At 70.6% G+C, this 16469-nt stretch carries 12 protein-coding genes; 4 read left to right on the top strand and 8 right to left on the bottom strand.

Annotated elements, in window-relative coordinates; genetic code table 11:
• Positions 1–271 precede the first annotated feature (271 nt).
• On the bottom strand, positions 272–475 hold the full coding sequence (locus HFP89_RS09185) for a cold-shock protein (protein WP_168717366.1): 204 nt from the start codon (positions 473–475) through the stop codon (positions 272–274).
• Between the two features lie 292 nt (positions 476–767).
• Between HFP89_RS09185 and HFP89_RS09180 the strand changes: the two genes are divergently transcribed.
• The 3 genes from HFP89_RS09180 to HFP89_RS09170 are packed head-to-tail and all read left to right on the top strand — an operon-like array spanning position 768 to position 3715.
• Positions 768–1946 carry a sulfotransferase gene (locus HFP89_RS09180; protein WP_168717365.1) on the top strand — a complete coding sequence of 393 codons (1179 nt, stop codon included), beginning with the start codon at positions 768–770 and terminating at the stop codon, positions 1944–1946.
• A complete protein-coding gene (locus tag HFP89_RS09175; RefSeq protein WP_168717364.1) occupies positions 1943–3016 on the top strand; it encodes a glycosyltransferase in 1074 nt (357 codons plus the stop codon). Before HFP89_RS09180 ends, HFP89_RS09175 begins: the two co-directional genes overlap by 4 nt.
• Before the next feature lie 6 nt (positions 3017–3022).
• Entirely contained in the window at positions 3023–3715 is a 693-nt protein-coding gene (locus HFP89_RS09170; RefSeq protein ID WP_168717363.1) for a polysaccharide deacetylase family protein, read from the top strand.
• A 648-nt stretch (positions 3716–4363) separates the two neighbouring features.
• On the opposite strand, the gene HFP89_RS09165 is transcribed toward HFP89_RS09170, so the two are convergent.
• The 3 genes from HFP89_RS09165 to HFP89_RS09155 are packed head-to-tail and all read right to left on the bottom strand — an operon-like array spanning position 4364 to position 9988.
• Positions 4364–7843, bottom strand: coding sequence for a hypothetical protein (locus tag HFP89_RS09165; protein WP_168717362.1), 3480 nt, complete (start codon positions 7841–7843; stop codon positions 4364–4366).
• A complete protein-coding gene (locus HFP89_RS09160) occupies positions 7840–9081 on the bottom strand; it encodes a metallophosphoesterase (RefSeq protein ID WP_168717361.1) in 1242 nt (413 codons plus the stop codon). Before HFP89_RS09160 ends, HFP89_RS09165 begins: the two co-directional genes overlap by 4 nt.
• Positions 9082–9085: 4 nt before the next feature.
• Positions 9086–9988: a cation diffusion facilitator family transporter gene (locus HFP89_RS09155; RefSeq protein WP_168717360.1), complete on the bottom strand. Its 903-nt coding sequence runs from the start codon at positions 9986–9988 to the stop codon at positions 9086–9088.
• 72 nt (positions 9989–10060) lie between these two features.
• Between HFP89_RS09155 and HFP89_RS09150 the strand changes: the two genes are divergently transcribed.
• Positions 10061–10762, top strand: a complete 702-nt coding sequence (locus tag HFP89_RS09150; protein ID WP_168717359.1) for a SprT family zinc-dependent metalloprotease — start codon at positions 10061–10063, stop codon at positions 10760–10762.
• A 3-nt stretch (positions 10763–10765) separates the two neighbouring features.
• On the opposite strand, the gene HFP89_RS09145 is transcribed toward HFP89_RS09150, so the two are convergent.
• From HFP89_RS09145 to HFP89_RS09130, 4 genes are all read right to left on the bottom strand, one after another.
• The gene (locus tag HFP89_RS09145) at positions 10766–12712 is read right to left on the bottom strand and encodes a hypothetical protein (protein ID WP_168717358.1); all 1947 of its coding nucleotides are present in this window, start codon (positions 12710–12712) and stop codon (positions 10766–10768) included.
• A 58-nt stretch (positions 12713–12770) separates the two neighbouring features.
• Positions 12771–14660 carry an ATP-binding cassette domain-containing protein gene (locus HFP89_RS09140; protein WP_168717357.1) on the bottom strand — a complete coding sequence of 630 codons (1890 nt, stop codon included), beginning with the start codon at positions 14658–14660 and terminating at the stop codon, positions 12771–12773.
• An 82-nt stretch (positions 14661–14742) separates the two neighbouring features.
• Complete coding sequence (locus HFP89_RS09135) at positions 14743–16134, bottom strand: GTPase/DUF3482 domain-containing protein (protein ID WP_168717356.1); 1392 nt, start codon at positions 16132–16134, stop codon at positions 14743–14745.
• 1 nt (position 16135) lies between these two features.
• The coding region (locus HFP89_RS09130; protein WP_168717355.1) for a DUF2868 domain-containing protein at positions 16136–16469 on the bottom strand (334 nt) is incomplete at its 5' end.

Raw genomic sequence — 16469 nt, 5'->3', positions numbered from 1 at the left:
CTCTACACCTCCGTCGTCCCGGGGCTCCCCCTCTACACCTCCGTCGTCCCGGGGCGCCGCAGGCGAACCCGGGACCTCGTGACGAAATCGCCCATGGAACTCTGGCAAGAGGACGAAACGTTCGGCCGGTTCGCGCCGGATCGGAACGGAATGGACCCCGCTCGGTGGCGGGGCTCGGAAATGAAGAGGCCCCGCACAGGGGCGGGGGCTCGGAAATGAAAAGGCCCCGCACAGGGGCGGGGCCTTGGGAGGCGTTCGTTGTCGCGCCGGATCAGACCGGGTTGACGTTGGCTGCCTGCGGGCCCTTCGGGCCGTCCTGCAGTTCGAACTCGACCTTCTGACCTTCAGCCAGCGACTTGAAGCCGGAGCCCTGGATCGCGCTGAAATGCACGAACACGTCGGCGCCGCCGTTGTCCTGGGAGATGAAGCCGAAGCCCTTTGCGTCGTTGAACCACTTCACGGTTCCTGTAACCATTTTCTTACTACCTTTTCATCAAACGTAATGGGTGAAATGCTGCCAACTGCTCATCAAGCGTCGTGCAAGGTCGAGAGGTTCGTCTGGAGGTTCTTGCTAGGAAGGAGCCACCCGGAGTTTCCACTGCCGTGCTGCGCAGCATCTCCAACTATACGCGTATAAACAGGAAATTGCGAGTGCCGAAGAATGAATCTTCGATGACGCTTCGGCGTCCCGCCGGTCATCGTTCCGCTCGGTCCGCTGTGCGATACTCGCCGCTGACCCCGTTTTCCAGCGCGCCGACCGAATGAGGTTGCTCCTTTCCGCCGTGGCCCGGGCCGTCCGTCTCTGGGCGTCGGCCGCGGTTTCGCCGTGGACCGAGGGCCGGCGCTGGACCGCGGCACTGCTGCTGGTATTCGCCTGGCCGATCTTCGCGCTGCTGCAGCTGCTGCACGGGGTGGGCTTCCTGCTCGACGACCTGTTGTTCCGCGGCTGGCGGAAGGTCGAGGTCGATCGACCGGTGTTCGTCGTCGGTCCACCGCGCTCCGGGACCACGCACCTGCACCACGTGCTGTCGGCCGATCGGCGCTTCACCACCTTCCGCACCTGGGAATGCCTGTTCGGGCTGTCGGTCACGGCGCGCAGGCTGCTCGGCGGCCTGGCCGCGCTGGATCGCGCGATCGGTCGCCCGCTGGGCCGGCTCGGCGGCGCGTTCGGCCGTCGCTTCCTGGCCGACATGGACGATGTCCACCCGTTCGCCATGGACGCACCGGAAGAAGATTTCCTGGCGCTGATGCCGCCGATGCAGTGCTTCATCCTGGTTGCCGTGTTCCCGCGCGCGCCGTGGCTGTGGCGCACCGCGCGGCTGGACGGGCAGCCGGACGCCGAGCGCCGGGCCTGGGCCCGCTACTACCGCAACTGCGTCAAGCGGCACCTGTACGCGCACGGCTCCGGAATGCGTTTCCTGTCGAAGAACGCTTCGTTCACGGGAAGCCTCGAGACGCTGCTCGAGGCCTTTCCCGGCGCGGTGCTGCTCGGCTGTTCGCGCGACCCGGTCAGGACCGTGCCGTCGCAGATGAGTTCGCTGGCGCCGGGGTTGAGCGTGGTCGGGTTCGATGGCGTCCCCGAGGATCTCCGCGATCGATTGACGGCGCTGCTGAAGTTCTATTACCTCCACCAGGCCGAGGTCGCCGAGCGGCACCCGGACCGGGTTGCCCTGCTCGACAACCACGCCCTGCGCGACCGGCTGGAGGAGGTTGTCCGCGACGCGTTCGAACGGGTCGGGCTCGAACTGACGCCGCAGTTCGCCGCGGCGCTGGCCGAGGCCGGGCAGGCCTCGCGCGGGTTCCGCTCCGGCCATCGCTACGCGCTTTCGGACTTCGGTCTCGACGAGGGTCGATTGCAACGCGAGTTCGCCCCGGTCTACGCCCGCTACCGGTTCGGGGACGAGGCCGAGGCCGGCGTGCTGCGCCCGGCCGGAGCCGCGGCATGAGCGTTCGCGTCGCCTTCGTTTCGGACTCCGAACCGGAACGCAACGGCGTCGGCGCCTACTACGCCGACCTGATCGATCAACTGGGCCCGACCCAGGTCGCGACCGCCTTCGTCTGTCCCGGTCACAGCGGCCAGCGCGGGTTTTCGTTTCCGCTGCCGGGCGATTCGACGCAGAAGGTCTACCTGCCGTCGCCGCGCCGGCTGTGGCGGGCGCTGCGCGAGTTCGAGCCCACCGTGGTCGTGGTCGCCACGCCCGGACCCTACGGCCTGCTGGCCGCGAAATGGACCCACGACAAGCGCCTACCGCTGCTGGCCGGCTTCCACACCCACTACGCCGGCGTCACCGACCTGTACGGGAATTCGATCTTCAAGTACCTGAGCCGCGCCTGGTTCCGCTTCGCCGACCGGACGCTGTTCCGCTATGCCGATCGTGCCCTCGGCAATTCCGCCGAGATGACCGGGCTGGCCGAGCGCCTCGGCGGGAAGCGTCCTCGCCGGATCGGCACGCTGGTGCCGCGGGCCGTGCTCGACGCGCCGGTCCGGCCGCTGCCGGCCGTGTTGGGTCGCGTGCTGTACGCGGGCCGGCTGGCCGCCGAGAAACGCCTGTACACCGTCATCGATGCGGCCCGTGCGCTGCCGGACATCGATTTCGTCATCGCCGGCGATGGGCCGTTGCGCGCCCGCGTCGATCGGGCGGCCGCCGAACTGGGCAACCTGACCGCGACCGGCTGGCTGACCCGCCCGCAGCTGCTCGAGCAGATGGACGCCGCCGACGCGCTGGTGCTGCCCTCGGAGGTCGAGTCCTTCGGCACCGTCGCGCTGGAAGCCATGGCGCGCGGTCGGCAGGCCGTGGTGACCTCGACCTGCGGCATCGTCAACTGGCCGGACCTGGCCGAGCACCTGGTCGTGTTCGGTCTCGACGATGCCCTGGCCGACGTGCTGGAGCGCCTGGCCGGTGAGCCGGCCGAGGTCCGCCAGGCCCGCGCCGAGGCCGGCCGGCAGGCCGCGCACGAACTCAATCGCAGCAGCCTCGAGGACTGGATCGCGCTGCTGGCCGATCCGCTGGGCTGAGTGTCGATGAAGCTGCTGGTCTCGATCCACGACGTGATGCCCGAGACGCTGGACCGCGTCCGGCGGATCTTCGATCGGCTGGTCGATGCCGGCCTGGTGCCGATCACGCTGCTGGTCGTGCCCGGCCGCGACTGGACGGCCGATCACCTGCGCGGCCTGCGCGCGCTGCTCGACGACGGTGCCGAACTGGCCGGCCACGGCTGGACCCACGAAATCCGGCGGATCCGGGGCCCGAAGCACGCGCTGCACAGCGCGCTGATCTCGCGCCGGGCCGGCGAGCACCTGGCCCTGAGCCGCTTCGGCATTCTTCGATTGATGCTGAGCAACCGCGCCTGGTTCGACGCGAGCGACTTGCCGGCCCCGGCGCTGTACGTGCCGCCGGCCTGGGCGATGGGCCCGGTGCCGAGGTCGGTGCTGAAGCGCCTGCCGTTCGACCTGTACGAGACCACCGGCGGCGTCTTCGATGCGCGTAGTGATCGATACCACCGCCTGCCGATGGCCGGTTTCGAGACCGACACCGCCTTCCGCGCCGCCGTCGTCCGCCCGTTCAATGCGCTCAACCGCGCCTGGGCGCGATCGAGCGGCACGCCGCTGCGCTTCGGCATCCACCCGGACGACTTCGAACTTCGCCTGGCCGATGATCTCCAGGCCATGATCGACGTCGGCGGGCAGTGTCTGAGTTATCGCGAACTGGGTTGATCGGGTTCGGGAGCGGTTGCCTGAGCGGATGGGCGCGAAGGGCGGGCAGAAAATTCGTTTCGGGCGGGGGAAGGTGTGAAGGTCAAAAAGCATGCTCTCGCAGAGATGCGGCGGCGCAGAGAAAGGCGAACGAAGAACACGTCGGAATCGATTCGATTCAAACGGTAACGGGCCGCTGTTTTCCCTTTTGGGTCCTGGGTCTTTCGCTCTGCGTCTGTGCGAGAAAACGCCTTCCTGATTACGCATGAATCTCGGCCACGGTCGGGTAGCGTCCCGACATCGGAGCGTCGCGGCAGGCGATAGAGGCGAGCCGTTGGATCATCCGATCGGATTCGAAGGACGGGTTTCCATCGCAAGCGAGATTCCAGCCCGACGCCGGACTGGCAGGAAGACGGCCTGGTGGAGGGCGCTTGCGCGCGAACGACTTCGGAAGCGGCCACCCTTCGCGCGCAGGCGCCCTCCAACAGGCGAAGCCGGGCAAAAGAGCGCTTTCGAAGGGTCCTTGCTTGCTGTTCTCGAGTTTCCTGCACGCCTCCGGAGGGCTGTACTACCGGCTGAGAAACGTGCGTAACCAGGAACGCCTTTGAATTCCAGTCTCGTGTTTGTCCCTTCGCGTCGCAGCGACCATCCTCTCGGGCAAGCATCGAGTCACCCGACCGAAGCCACCCCGGCCCGCAGCCACGCGTCGAGTCGTTCGGCGTCCGGGTCGGTGAGGGGGCCGGTGCGGGTGAGCGTGTGGATGCGTTCGGCGTCGCTGACGGGACGCTCGGCGGCCAGGCAGCCGGCGGCATCGAGGTAGGCTTCGAGGTCGTCGATCTTGGCGGTGCGGAAGCCCTTTACGCGGCCCTCTCGCAGCGCCTCGATCAGCGCCGGGCCGTGGCCCTGGAGTTCGGTGTCGAGGTCGACGACTTCGTTGATGAATTTCTCGCTGACGGCCTCCGAGCGGTGGATGACCTCGGCGGTGACCGGCCGGGCGTGGCCGCGCTGCCACAGCGGCAGCCAGGCGCGGACGGCGCGGATGCGGGCTTCGAAGCGGTCGGCGGCATCGTCACCCAGCGGCAGCGCGTCGAGTGTTTCGGCCTGTTCGAACTGGCCCAGCGTGACGATGCGCCGGGCGCGCAGCGCGTTCAGGTCGGCCAGGCGGTCGGGGGCCAGGTGGAACAGCGCCACGCGCTCGGCCGGGGCGAACGGGTCCAGCGGCGGCACGCCGGCCTCGAGTGCCCACTCGGCCGGCGCCAGCGCGGTGTCCGGGCAGGGCAGCGGGCGGTCGGGCGTGAACCGGAACCCGGTGTCATCCCGGGTTGGTGCCAGTTCGATGACCCTGGGTTCCGGCTCGGCGTGGAAGCGGGTCCAGGCCTCGACGTCGGCCGGCTGGGCCGACAGGTAGATCAGCTGCCGGCCGGCGCGCACCAGCTCGGCGCCGGCCTCGACGACGGCCTGGTAGCGGGCCGGGTCGGAGGTGGCCAGGACTTCGTCGAGCACGATCGGCGGGGTGGCCCGGTCGCGACCGATCTCGTCCATCCAGGCCAGCCGCAGGGCCAGCAGCAGCTGGATCCGTGTGGCCGTCGACAGCTGGGCCAGGCTGCGCTGCTCGCCGCTGGCCAGTTCGCGCGCGGCGAAGTTCTTGCCGTCGAACTCCAGCGCCCAGCCGGCATGGGTGAAGCGGCCGAACCAGGCCCCGGCCCGCTTCAGCAGCTCGGGCTGGTGGTCGGCGACGTGGCGGGACTGGGCGCGTTCGACCAGGAAGCCGCCGGCGGCGGCGAACAGCCGGGCCTCGCGCGCATCGGCCAATTGATCGCGCAGCCGCTCGCGATCGGCGTTCAGGGCCTCGAGTTCACGCTCGTCCAGGGCCCGGCGTCGCTCGGCGGTCACGCGCTCGATTTCACGCACCAGTTCATCGCGGCGCTCGGCCGACTCGGCCACCGCGCCCAGTTGTTCGCGCAGGCCGTCGAGGTCGTTCTGATCGACGAGCCGGCGCAGGTCCGATGCGTTGCGCAGCGCCTCCTCGTCCTCGGCCACGGCCCGGCCGAGACGCCGCCGCTCGGCTTCCAGCGATTGCCACTCGGGCAGCAAGCGCAGGCGCTGGTGAAGAAGGCTTCGACGGTCGGTCGCCGCGTCGTCGGCCGTGCTGCCCGGGTCCAGGAACAGTGCATCGTCGCCGCGGCCCAGGCCGGCGTTGGTGTACAGCCGTTCGCGCCGGTCGTGCAGCGCGTCGCGGTCTTCGGCGAGCTGCTGCAGTCGGGAGCGGGCCACCTCGATGCCGGACCGCGCTTCGCGCGCTTCGTTGATCCGGGATTCCAGCAGGCGAAGTCGATCGGCCAGGGCCTCGGCGCTGTCGGGTGCCGGTTCGTCGCCGGACAGTACGGTCAGCCGATCCGCGATGCGGCGCTGCAGCGCTGTGGCCTGTTCGGCCAGCGTGTCGAGCGCGGCCCGGGCATCACCGGCGCGCTGCTCTGCCCGCTGCAGGTCGTGCAGCTCACGCAGGCGATAGCGGTGGGCGGCACTGGAGTCGGTCTGGTCCGGATCCAGCCCCAGCGCCGTGCAGGCCCGCTGCCAGGCGGCGTGCGCCTCGCCGCGGGCCCGCTCGGCCTGTTCGATCTCGCCGGCCCGCTCCAGGCCGCGCTCCCACTGCCGGCGTCGGAGCACCAGCTCGGCGCTGTGATGATCGATTTCGCCGGCCCGGCGCGCTACTGAAACCGGTTCCCAGTGTTCCGGTCCGTCCACGCCGAGGGCTTCGAAGCGCCGTCGTGCCGCACCGCTGCGGCGCGCGCGCAGCCCACCGGCGATCAGCAGCGCCAGCGGCGCGGCGGCGGCGCCCAGCAGCAGCGGGCGCAGCGCCAGCCAGCCGGTCGGCAGCGGCAGCACGAACTCGGCCGGCACCGCGCCCGTCCACGGCAGGCCCGAGGCGAGCAGGACGACCAGCGCGATGCCGTTCAGGGTCCAGGCGATCGCCGATGGCGGCCGAGCCGACAGCCAGTCGCGCAGGGCGCGGCCGGCATCGCGCGCGGCGTCGAGTTCGGCGCCCGGATCGTCGAGCTCGGCGACGGCGGACTGCTCTCGGTTCAGCCGGTCCAGCTCGGTGCGGGCCGCCTCGAGGCGGGCCGCTGCGTCGTCGAGCGCATCGACGGCCTCGAGATCGGGGACCGGGATCACGTGGCCGCCGCGGGCGCCGCCGCGGCGAGCGGCTTCGCGGCGATGCTCGTCGGCGCGCTCGCGCTGCTGCTCCAGTTCGCGGCGCTTGGCGTCCAGCGCCTGCCAGCGGCGCAGGTCGTCGACCAGGCCCTGGCGCGCGGCCTCGGCGGCGTCCAGGTCGGCGATGCCCGTGGCCTCGATCCGGTCGCGGGCATCCTGCAGTGCGCGCTGCTGGGTCCGCTCGCGCCGGGCGCGTTCGTCGAGCTCGTCCTCGATCTCGGCCAGCCGCTCGCCTTCCTTGCCGTCGAGCTGGCCGAAGCCGCTGCCCAGTTCGTCGAGGCGACGGCAGACCGTGGCCAGCGTCTGTCGATGCTCGACGGCCTTCACGGCGCGTTCGATCGCGCGGCGGCGCGACTCCGCTTCGCGCGCGGCCTCGAGCTCGGCGCGCAGTTCATCGAGCCGCTCGACCTCGTCGGCCAGCTCGGCCTGGCGGCGTTCGAGGTCGTCGAGCTGGCGAAGTCGTTGCTCGTGTTCTCTGTGCAGCTTCTGCGGCCGCGGCGCCAGCCGGAACGCATCGGTGGTGCGCACCCGGTCGAGGTCGAAGCCGCCGGCCAGCAGCCGGCGCAAGGCCTCGGCGATGCCGGTCTCGGTGGCGCCGACGTCGAGCAGGTCGTCGGCGCGGATCAGGAAGGCATCGAGCTGGTCGGCGTCGGGCCAGTCGGGCGGGGCATGCTCCTCGCCGTTGCGCTGCCAGTGGCGGGCGCTGCCCAGCGCGCGGCCGTCCCAGTGCGCGCCGTCGTGTTCGAACCGCGCGTCGAGGTCGACGAACTCGGGCGCGCCGGCCGGCCGGAGCAGGGCATGCAGCGCCCGGACCAGGCTGGTCTTGCCCGAGGCATTCGGGCCGGTGATGACGGTCGGCCGGTCGGTCGCGGGTTCCACCGACAGTTCCCGGTCGATGCCGGGCAGCCGGCGGATCGTCAGCCGGTGAAGCTTCATCGGGTCTGCCCCATCAGGTCCGACAGCGCGCGGCGCGCGGCCCGGGCCAGTTGATCGCCAATGGCGTCGTCGTCGAGACGCGCCGCGACCGGCTGGAATTCGAGTGCGGCCACTGCGTCGGCCAATGCGGGTCGGGCGGCGTCGATCAGCGCCTGGCGGGCGTTGAGGTCGGCGCCGGTCAGCGCCTGCAGGTCGCGGGCGATCAGACCGACCGGATCGGCGCGACGGGCCAGGGTGTCGAGATCCAGCGGCGGGCGGGTGTCGACGACGACCTTCTGGACGAAGATCTGACACCCGCCGTCCTCGAACCGGGCCTCGTCGCCGACCTGTTCGATCTGGCTGCGCAGGGCCTCGCCGTGGTCGGTCTCGCCGGTGATCTCGATGCGCAGCCCCAGCGCGTCGGGCAGCGCACCGGCCTCGATGCGTGCGGCGACCCGACGCTGTGCCGCCTCGACGATCCGCGGCAGCAGGCGACCGGGCTCGTCGTCCGGCGTCCAGTCCAGCCTCAGGGCCTCGAAGGCCAGCGGAGCCAGCGGTTGCTGTTCGGCGCGAATGCGTCCGTTGCACAGCGTGATCCGCCACGGGCCGCGTCGGCCCAGGTCGCTGGCGCGCAGCGCGCTGACCGAGCCGAGATAGCCGATCGGGATCTCGCCGTCGAGCGGGTGCGGCTGATGGACGTGGCCGAGCAGCCAGGCCGCCGCGCCTGAGCGCGCGAGTACGCCGGAATCCAGCGGAGCGTAGCGCGAGTCGGCTCGGTCGAGATCGCCATGCAGCAGGCCGATGACCGGCCGGTCGCCGGCCAGCTCCGGCAGCGTGTCCAGCGGGGATCGGGTCACGTGGCGCGATGGGAAGGACCAGCCCAGCACGTCGACCTCGTCGAGCCCCAGCCGCTCCCACTGGCCGCCGCGCCCGAGCAGGGTCAGGCCGTCGATCGCATCGGCCAGCCGCGGCAGCACTTCGGTGTCGTGGTTGCCGGCCACTGCAACGACCCGGATGCCGGCTGCGGTCAGCCGCTCGACGCCGGACTTCAGCGCGTTGAAGCCGGCGAAGAAATCCCGCTCGCGGTCGACCAGGTCGCCGGCCAGTACCACGGCCTCGACCTCGTGTTCGAGGGCGTGATCGACGCAGCGCGACCAGGCCGTGTCGGGACCCAGATCGCGGGCGCGTTCGGCGAGTGCCTCCGGCAGCGCGACCGGCAGGCGGCCCAGGTGCATGTCGCCGACGGCCAGCAGCTTCATTGCGTCAGCCGTGGCACTGGTGGTTGGCGTGCTTGCAGGCGAGCCCGTCGTGCGGCTCGACCTGCAGGGTCGGGTGGTCGATCGCGAAGCGATCCAGCAGCATCGCGTTGGTACGCGCCAGCAGCACCGGCCAGCGCGCGAGGTCGTGGACGACGACGTGGGCCGAAAGCGCGATGCGCTCGCTGCTGATCTGCCAGATGTGCAGGTCGTGAACGTCGACCACCTCGTCGTCTTCGCGCATCGCCGCGCGCACCTCTTCCAGGTCCAGCCGGGCCGGCACGCCCTCCATGACGATCGTCAGCGCGGTCTTCAGCAGGCGCACCGCGGCGACCAGGATCAGGCTGCAGATCAGCAGGCTGAGGATCGGGTCGATCGGGGTCCAGCCGGTCAGCAGGATGATCGCGCCGGAGGCAATCGCCGCCACCGAGCCGAGCAGGTCGCCGATCACGTGCAGCATTGCACCGCGCACGTTCAGGTTGCCCTCGCCGCCGTGCAGCACCTTGAGCACGGCCAGGTTGACGATCAGCCCGATCGTGGCAACGGCGAGCACGGCCACGCCCTTGACCTCGACCGGGTCCTGGAAGCGCTGGATGGCGTTGTAGACGATCACTGCGACCAGCACCAGCATCGCCGTGCCGTTGATCAGGGCGGCGATGATCTCGGCCCGGCCATGGCCCCAGCTGTGGCCGGCGTCGGCCGGGCGCGTGGCGATCCAGGCGGCCAGCGCGGCCAGGCCCAGCGAGGTCGAGTCGGTGAGCATGTGGCCGGCATCGGCCATCAGCGCCAGCGAACCGCCCCACCAGCCGACCACGAACTCGACGGCGGCGAAGGCCAGCGTGATCACGACCGCCCAGCGCAGGGCGCGGCCGGAGCCGTGGTCGTGGGAATGGTGGTCGTGTTCGTGCATCACGAGAGCGGGTTGGCGAATTCGCCCATTCTACGCATCGGCCGCGGCGCTTCGGCGGCTAAACTGGCGCCCATGTCCAAGGACTTCCAACTCCGCCGCCATCGCCGGGCCCGGCGCGTGACGCTGCGCGTCAAGCCGGACGCCAGCCTGGTCGTGACCGCGCCGCCGCGGGTGCCGGAGCGCGTGATCCGGGACTTCGTTGCGGATCGGGCGGGCTGGATCGAATCCGCGCGGGAACGGCTTCGGGCCGTGCAGGGCCGGCGACCGGAGCATCTCAACGCCACCCATCCCGGGCGGCTGGAGCTACCGGCGATCGATCGGGTGTTGGTGATCCGCTACGAACAAGGCGATCGGCTGCGCTGGCGTGCGCGGGGCCCGGAGACGATCGAGTTGACCGGCGCGGAGCATCCAGACGATGCTCGCGCGCTGCTGGTCGACGTGCTGAAGGCCATGGCCCGCGGGTCGCTGGAACCGCGCGTTCGTGAATTCGCCGAGACCCACGACGTGCACCCGGGCCGGATCACCTGGCGCAACCCGAACACACGCTGGGGCAGCTGCTCGTCGAACGGCAACCTGTCGCTCAGCGTCCGCCTGCTGCTGCTCGAACGGCCCGTGGCCGACTACGTGCTGCTGCACGAGCTGGCCCACCTCGAGCACCCGAACCACTCGAAGGCGTTCTGGGCGAAGGTCGAGGCGATGTGTCCGGACTACCGGCTTCGCGAGCGCGAATTGAAGGCGGCGTCGCGGGCGATGCCGGTGTGGGTCACGGGCTGACGATCAATCCACGCCCGTGAAGTCCGGCGGCCACGGCGGTGGGTCCGAGCAGTCCACGCCGGCGCGTTCGGCGGCTCGCGCATAGGCGCGCACCTCGCCGTATTCGAGTTGCTCCGCGATCCAGGCTTCGACGTCATCGCGGGTCATGGTTTTCCAGGTGGCTTGCATGGCCATTGATTGGCAGCCGAGGACGGCCGTGCGGTGCTCGGATGCTGCGGTCAGCGCAGCGACCCGTTCCTTATTGCCGATTCGTTCCGCTTGCTGCCGGTGCAGGGCGATTCCGATGGCGCGTTCGGTGAAGGTCCTGCCGGTTTCGACAAGGGCATCGGCAATCCGAGTGCACGCAGCAATGGCCTCGCGGTCCGCGTCTTCACGCGAGCCGCAGAACCGGGTCAGCGGCCCGAAGCCGGGCGACGAGTAGAGCATGGGAACCATGTAGGCAGCGGACATCACGTACATCGGGTGGCTCATCTCCAGCCCTTCCGCCTCCTGCTCGTTCAGCGGGTCCAGCTCCGGATACAGCTCCGGGTACCAGGTGGCCCCGGCTTCATCGTAGTAGCTGCGGACTCGCGTGCTTTGCAGCAGTGCGGGCTCGATCGTCGTATTGTCGAGCAGCGGAAGGCGCGAAAGCAGGTTGCCGGGGTCATTTCTGACGATCGCGGCATCCAGTCCGGCGGCAAGACAGAAGTCTTCGATATTTACGTTGCCGCAAGCCGCAGCCAGCCAGGCCAGCGCGGCCGGGTCGGTGATCGAGCGGATCTGTGCGTCGAGTTCGTCCAGCAGTTCGTTGGGCGCTTCGATCGGCTGCGAATGGCTGGTCAGAAGCCACGCCAGGCCGGCGGCTCGTTTACGGTCGTCCTCGGACGACACCATGTCCTGCGCGACGGAGACGACGGTGGCGTTGAACGCGGCTTCCTCCGCTTCATGATCGGCAAGCATCGACGGTGGATCGGAGCAATCCACTTCGTGCGTCTCGGCCAGCCGATCCCAGGCCTCGAACTCGCCGTGGCGCTTCAGGAGCCTGATGAACTCGCGGATGCCGGCGTCGTCCATGGCCGCCAGCTCCAGTTCCAGCGCCTGCATCTGGCAGGCGGCGCGATCGCTGGCGAGCGTGACGGTAGCACGTTCGTCGTCGCCGGCCGGCTCGCCGCGGCGCTGGATGGCGCGGCCGATCATGAAACCGAGCATCGACTCGCCGCCGTCGACCATGCGGCCGGCCAGCTGCTGGCAGGCGCGGTCGAGCTCGGCGCCCGGGGTGGCGCTGCGGCAGGTTTCGGCCAGCGGCGCGAGCGCCGGGGTGGCCCAGGCCGCACCGATCGCGAAGGCCTGGGCAAAGCGGTCGGATGGCGACTCGCTCGGTCCAGCGGCGGGACCGCGACTCAGTGCGTCGTACCAGGCCTCGATCAGCGCGAAGTAGTGCATCGATTCGCCACGCGTGGCCAGCATCAGGTCGGCGATTCGCTCTTCGGGGTACAGCGTGGCGCGGGCGAACACGTTGGCGCTGTCGTAGCGGACGATCGCATCGTCGAGGCCGGCGTCGATGCATTCACGCTGGATCCGGGCGGACTGGCAGGCCTGGGCGAGCCACAGCATCGCCGCGCTGTCGGTGGTGCTGCGAATCGCGTCGATGACGGTCGCCGTTCGAACGTCGCCCCCGGTGCCGGTGCGCACGACGAGGGCCGCGGCGCGCAGGCGCGGGTCGTCCTGTTCGAGCATCCACTGGGCGGTGGCGGCGACTGGATCGAGTGCGGGTTCGTCCACTGGATCAAGAGCCGGATCGGCGGCCGGTGCTGGAACGGTGCTCGTGTCGGAGGCGTCCGTGCTCTCGGACGCCCCGACCGGCGCGGCGAGCGCGAGCAGACAGGCAAGCAGACCGGCGAGAAGCAGACCGGGCAGGCGTCGAGCCTGCTCCGACGGCCCATGGGGCCAGCGAACGACGTTATGGATCATGAGATTCTTCCCGTACGTGCCAACGTATTCATCAATCTAGCATGGAGCGCCGGAGGCTTCAGGCCTCGGCCTTCAGCGCCTCGAGCGCTTCCTCGGCTTCCATCCATTCACGTTCCAGCGCTTCGAGCCTCGATGTCAGCTCGCCGTTCTCGGCCAGAAGCTGCTGCAGTTCGTCGGCGCGCTCGGCTTCGTACAGCGCCGGGTCGGTCAGGATCTGCTGGACCTCGCTGCGGCGGGCCTCCAGACGCTCCATGTCCCGGGTCAGCTTGTTGACCTTGTTGGTCAGCGGTTTCAGCTTTTCACGAACCTGCGCCTTTCTCCGACGCTCGTCCTTCTTCGAGCCGCCGGTGGAGGCCGTCGACGACGAAGGCCCGGAGCCGTCGCCGCCGGCCAGGCGCTGGCGGTAGGCGGGCAGGCCGCCGGGGTAGGGGTGGACGTTGCCGTTGTCGACCAGCCAGTAGGCGTCGACGGTTTCGTTGAGCAGGTGGCGGTCGTGCGAGACCGTGACCACGGCGCCTTCGAAGCCCTGCAGCGCGACGGTCAGGGCGTGGCGCATTTCCAGGTCGAGGTGGTTGGTCGGCTCGTCGAGCAGCAGCAGGTTGGGCGCGCGCCAGATGATCATGGCCAGCACCAGCCGCGCGCGCTCGCCGCCCGACAGCCGCGAGCACGGGTCGGTCGCCAGGTCGCCGGAAAACGCGAAGCCGCCGAGGAAATTGCGCAGCTTCTGTTCCGGCGTGTCGCCGGCGATGCGCGACAGGTTCGTGAGCGGGCTGGCCTCGGTATCGATCTGCTCGACCTGGTGCTGGGCGAAGTAGCCGATGGTCAGGTGGCGGTCCATATGCAGGTCGCCGCCCATCGGTTCGAGGTCGCCGGCCAGGGCCTTGACCAAGGTCGACTTGCCGGCGCCGTTGACGCCGAGGAGGCCGATCCGGTCGCCGGCGGCCAGGTTCAGCGACACGTCGCTCAAGACCTGGTGGTCGCCGTAGCCCAGGGATACGCCATCGAGCTTGATCAGCGGATCGGCGGCGCGGCCCGGCTCGGGGAATTCGAAATCGAACGGGCTGTCGGCGTGGGCCGGCGCGATCTTTTCCATCCGGTCCAGCGCCTTGATCCGGGCCTGGGCCTGCCTGGCCTTGCTCGCCTTGGCGCGGAAGCGGTCGATGAACGACTGCAGGTGGGCGGCCTTGCGCTGCTGCTTGACGAACTGGGCCTGCTGCAGAACCATCTTCTCGGCGCGCTGGCGCTCGAAGTCGGAGTAGCCGCCGCTGTAGCGATTCAGTTTCTGATGCTCGATGTGGACGATGTCGTCGACGACCTGATCGAGGAAATCGCGGTCGTGCGAAATCAGCACCAGGGTGCCGGCGTAGCGCTTCAGCCAGTCTTCCAGCCAGACCACGGTCTCGAGATCGAGGTGGTTGGTCGGCTCGTCGAGCAGCAGCAGGTCCGACGGGCTCATCAGCGCACGGGCCAGCGAAAGCCGGATCCGCCAGCCGCCGGAGAACGCCCCGACGGCCTTGTCGTGTTCGTCGGCCGAAAAGCCCAGGCCGTTCAGCAGGGCGCCGGCCCGGGCCGGCGCGTCGAAGCCCTGCGCATCGTCGAAGCCCTGGTGGGCGTGGGCGATCCGCTCGCCGTCGCCGGACGCGTCGGCGGCTTCGACTTCGGCCTCGGCGGCACGGAATCGAGCGTCGCCGTCGAGCACGTAGTCGAGCGCCGAGCGGTCCAGCTCGGTGATCTGCTGGGCCATGTGGGCCACGGTCCAGTCCTTCGGAATCCGCAGGGTGCCGGTGTCGGCGTCGATCCGGCCGAGCAGCAGCGCGAACAGGCTGGATTTGCCGCAGCCGTTGGCGCCGACCAGGCCGATCTTCTGGCCGGCGTGCACCGTCAGGTTCGCGTCGACCAGCAGCGGCTCGAGGCCGCGACGGAGCGTGATGTTCTCGATCTGGATCATGCGGGGGACCGGTTCATGAAGCGCACGGTGGAGTCGGGAGCCGAAGCGTAGCGCATCGCACGGGGTGCCCGTGCCCGCGGTGTCAGTCGCCGGTGCGGCCCTCGAGGATCTCGACCAGTCGATCGATCCGCCGCGCCCGGCCGGTCTTTTCCTCGGCGTCGGGGGCGTTGAGCGTCGAGTGATCGGGCCGGATCCGGGCGCGGGCGAGCAGGCCGCGGAGCGCGGCGATGCGTGGTGGGTCGAGCTCGGCCAGGCCGGCCTCGACCGGCGCGGTGCTGGCGTGGCCGCGCTGCTCGAGCGCGGCGATGAGGGCGCGCTGGCGCCCGGCCAGGTGGAGCATCGCGGCGTCGTCGGCCTGCAGCCGCAGCTGGCCGCGGGCCTTGTCGATCAGGCTCCGGCCCGGCAGCCAGGCCGCGCCGACGCCGCCGCCGATCAGCGCTCCGGCCAGCGTGCCGGCGCCCAGCGACAGGCCGCCGGTGGCCAGGTCGAACGCGGCGCCGGCGGCCGCGCCGGCGCCGGCGCCGGTGCCGGTCTGGCGCGCGGTGTCGGCCAGTAGCGCCGGGTCGAAGGGGCTGGCGGCCCAGCGGCCGTCGGTCAGCGGCAGGTCCAGCGCAGCGTAGCTCGCCGCGTCGAAGCGATACAGCGACAACAACTCGTCGACGCAGCGCTGTTCGCGCGCGGCGATGCGCTTTTTCAGCAGGTCCAGCCCGGCGCTGCGCGCGGCCGGATCGTCGCTGCGGACCTTCTGTTCGGCACCGGCGGCGTCGACCAGCAGTTCGGCGATCGCGCGCCGCGCCGCGGCGTGTTGCCAGGCGGCGCGCTCGCGACGATCGTCGATCAGCAGCTCGAGGTCGCGCCCGCGCCGGTCGAGCAGCGTGGCCAGCTTGTTCCACAGCCCGGCTTCGGCCTCCAGCGCGAAGGCCACGGTGTCGAACTCGGCGACCGCGTGCAGGTTGACCCGGGACAGCGCATTGCGCCATTCGACGGCCCGATGGTCGCCTGCGGCAACGAAGTTCAGTACCGGCAGGATCGGCCGGGCGCAAAGGGCGAGGATGGCCAGTTCGTCCTGGTACTTGCCGAGCACCGGTTCGCGCGCGTCGATCACGTACAGCGCGCAGTCGGAGGCCAGCAATTGTTCGAGCACCCGGCATTCCTGGTCGAAGCGCCGGCGGGCGTCGGCGTCGTCGAGCAGCGCGCGGATCCGGTCCGGCCCGTCGTGGCGACCGCCGCCGGCGGCCTCCAGTGCGTCGAACAGTGCGCCGGCGTCCTCGAGGCCGGGCGTGTCGTAGAGTTCGACGACGACCCGCTCGCCGGCGGCCAGCGCCGCGCCCTCGACCTGGCGGGTGGTCGCGGCGGTCGGGGCGACCTGGCCGAATCGCGCATCGCGGGTCAGCGTGCGCAGCAGCGAGGTCTTGCCGGTGTTGGTGTGGCCGACCACGGCCACCTGCAGCGGTGCGGTGCGTCTGGTCGCCATCTCAGTCGTCGCGCTCCGGCGGGTCGAGTTCGAAATCGGCGGCCAGGCGCGCCCAGTCCTCGGCCCGGGTTGCCGGGTCGCCGCCGCGCCGCCGGAGTTCCGGGGCGTCGATCAGTCGGATCGCGATCGGCGCGATGGCATCGAGGTCGGCCAGCCAGCCGCCGGTGCCGCGGTCGGGCGTGCGCAGCAGCGAGCACAGCGCGATGACCCGGCGCGGGCGCGGGCGGCGGGCCGCGAGCGCGTCGATCAGCGCACGCTTCGAGGCGCGGTCGTCGGCCTGGCCCAACCATTCGGCGTCCGGCGCCAGCTCGCGACGCTCGGCCTCCGGCGTCTCC

It is taken from the genome of Wenzhouxiangella sp. XN79A (assembly GCF_012272825.1).
Taxonomy (GTDB): Bacteria; Pseudomonadota; Gammaproteobacteria; order Xanthomonadales; family Wenzhouxiangellaceae.
Note: the sequence above shows the minus strand (reverse complement) of the source record. Positions and strands in the feature narration are given on the sequence as shown.

What these genes read in the sequence shown, in the direction of transcription:
- HFP89_RS09185 (WP_168717366.1), bottom strand. Translation starts at nt 475, where the DNA reads ATGGTTACAGGAACCGTGAAGTGGTTCAACGACGCAAAGGGCTTCGGC.
- HFP89_RS09175 (WP_168717364.1), top strand. Translation starts at nt 1,943, where the DNA reads ATGAGCGTTCGCGTCGCCTTCGTTTCGGACTCCGAACCGGAACGCAAC.
- HFP89_RS09170 (WP_168717363.1), top strand. Translation starts at nt 3,023, where the DNA reads ATGAAGCTGCTGGTCTCGATCCACGACGTGATGCCCGAGACGCTGGAC.
- HFP89_RS09165 (WP_168717362.1), bottom strand. Translation starts at nt 7,843, where the DNA reads ATGAAGCTTCACCGGCTGACGATCCGCCGGCTGCCCGGCATCGACCGG.
- HFP89_RS09160 (WP_168717361.1), bottom strand. Translation starts at nt 9,081, where the DNA reads ATGAAGCTGCTGGCCGTCGGCGACATGCACCTGGGCCGCCTGCCGGTC.
- HFP89_RS09155 (WP_168717360.1), bottom strand. Translation starts at nt 9,988, where the DNA reads ATGCACGAACACGACCACCATTCCCACGACCACGGCTCCGGCCGCGCC.
- HFP89_RS09150 (WP_168717359.1), top strand. Translation starts at nt 10,061, where the DNA reads ATGTCCAAGGACTTCCAACTCCGCCGCCATCGCCGGGCCCGGCGCGTG.
- HFP89_RS09145 (WP_168717358.1), bottom strand. Translation starts at nt 12,712, where the DNA reads ATGATCCATAACGTCGTTCGCTGGCCCCATGGGCCGTCGGAGCAGGCT.
- HFP89_RS09140 (WP_168717357.1), bottom strand. Translation starts at nt 14,660, where the DNA reads ATGATCCAGATCGAGAACATCACGCTCCGTCGCGGCCTCGAGCCGCTG.
- HFP89_RS09135 (WP_168717356.1), bottom strand. Translation starts at nt 16,134, where the DNA reads ATGGCGACCAGACGCACCGCACCGCTGCAGGTGGCCGTGGTCGGCCAC.